The 1502-nt window shown below is 68.2% G+C and carries 1 protein-coding gene; it reads left to right on the plus strand.

Annotated features, from left to right (window positions below; all coding sequences use genetic code 11):
* The first annotated feature begins 220 nt into the window (after nucleotides 1–220).
* The gene (locus AB0435_RS13680; protein ID WP_366002890.1) at nucleotides 221–1258 is read left to right on the plus strand and encodes a GDP-mannose 4,6-dehydratase; all 1038 of its coding nucleotides are present in this window, start codon (nucleotides 221–223) and stop codon (nucleotides 1256–1258) included.
* The last annotated feature ends 244 nt before the right edge of the window (nucleotides 1259–1502 follow it).

Raw genomic sequence — 1502 nt, forward strand, 5'->3', positions numbered from 1 at the left:
GCCGGGCACGGTGACGTCGCCCTGCCGGAAGGCCGGCGCGGGTGGTTCCGCGGGTGCGGCGGACCGCCGGTGAAGAGGGAGGAGCGGGGCGTCCGGGTGATCGCGTCCCGAAGACTCGGAAATTCCGTAGCCCGCTCCGTGATTCCGTGATCCTGCCGACCGTTGGGTGAGGACTTGCGGCCCTCGACCGGCTTTGTCCGTGGCAGTGAAAGGGGACCGAATGTCCAAGCGCGCGCTGATCACCGGAATCACCGGGCAGGACGGCTCGTATCTCGCCGAGCATCTGCTCGCCGAGGGCTACCAGGTGTGGGGACTGACCCGAGGTCAGGCCAACCCCCGCAAGGACCGGGTGGCCAAACTGATACCCGACCTCACCTTCGTGGACGGCGACTTGATGGACCAGGGCAGCCTGGTCTCGGCCGTTGACCTGGTGCAGCCGGACGAGATCTACAACCTCGGGGCCGTCTCCTTCGTGCCGATGTCCTGGCAGCAGCCGGAGCTCGTCACCGAGGTGAACGGCACCGGAGTGCTGCGCATGCTCGAAGCGATCCGGATGGTGAGCGGGCTGGGCAAGTCCGTGGGCGGAGGCGACGGCCACGGCCACATCCGCTTCTACCAGGCATCCTCCTCGGAGATGTTCGGGAAGGTGGTGGAGTCGCCGCAGAGCGAGCAGACCCCTTTCCACCCGCGCAGCCCCTACGGGGTGGCCAAGGCGTACGGCCACTACATCACCCAGAACTACCGTGAGTCCTACGGGGTGTTCGGGGTCTCGGGGATCCTCTTCAACCACGAATCGCCCCGCCGCGGCGCGGAGTTCGTGACCCGGAAGATCTCCCTCGCCGTGGCGCAGATCAAGCTGGGCCTGCAGGAGAAGCTGCTGCTCGGCAATCTGGACGCGGTGCGCGACTGGGGCTTCGCGGGGGACTACGTCCGCGCGATGCACCTGATGCTCCAGCAGGACAGGCCCAGGGACTACGTGGTGGGCACCGGCCGGATGCACTCGGTGCGGGACGCGGCGCGCATCGCCTTCGAAGCCGCGGGCCTGGACTGGGAGGAGCACGTCGTGGTGGACCCGGCGCTCGTGCGGCCCGCCGAGGTCGAGACGCTGTGTGCCGACTACGGTGACGCCCACCGGGAGCTGGGCTGGGAGCCCGAGGTCGGCTTCGAGGAACTGATGCGGATGATGGTGGAGTCCGACCTCCGCCAGGCCGGCCTCGAGCGTGACCACGGCGAGCTGCTCGCCGCGGCGAGCTGGTAAGGCTCTAAGCAAGAAAACACCTGCTCACCCCCATCGCGGAGCCGGGGCCGGCCGACTCTACGGGTTTTCGTGGACACGCCCGCCGAGACTGGGCGCGTGGTGCGCGGGGGGTGGAGCAGTGCCCCGTGCGGGGGCCTCCAGATGACTCATTCGCTGTGGACCGCCTTCCCTGGCGCCGGATGTCCACACCGAAATCCTCTGCTGTCCGTCGGTCTTGAGATGGGTTGAGTTGAACGTGGCGAAG

Origin of the sequence: Streptomyces sp. NPDC051173 (assembly GCF_040689515.1) — a bacterium.
Lineage (GTDB): Bacteria > Actinomycetota > Actinomycetes > Streptomycetales > Streptomycetaceae > Streptomyces.

Excerpts from the sequence above, each read along its gene's own strand:
- AB0435_RS13680 (WP_366002890.1), top strand. The coding sequence starts at position 221 with ATGTCCAAGCGCGCGCTGATCACCGGAATCACCGGGCAGGACGGCTCG.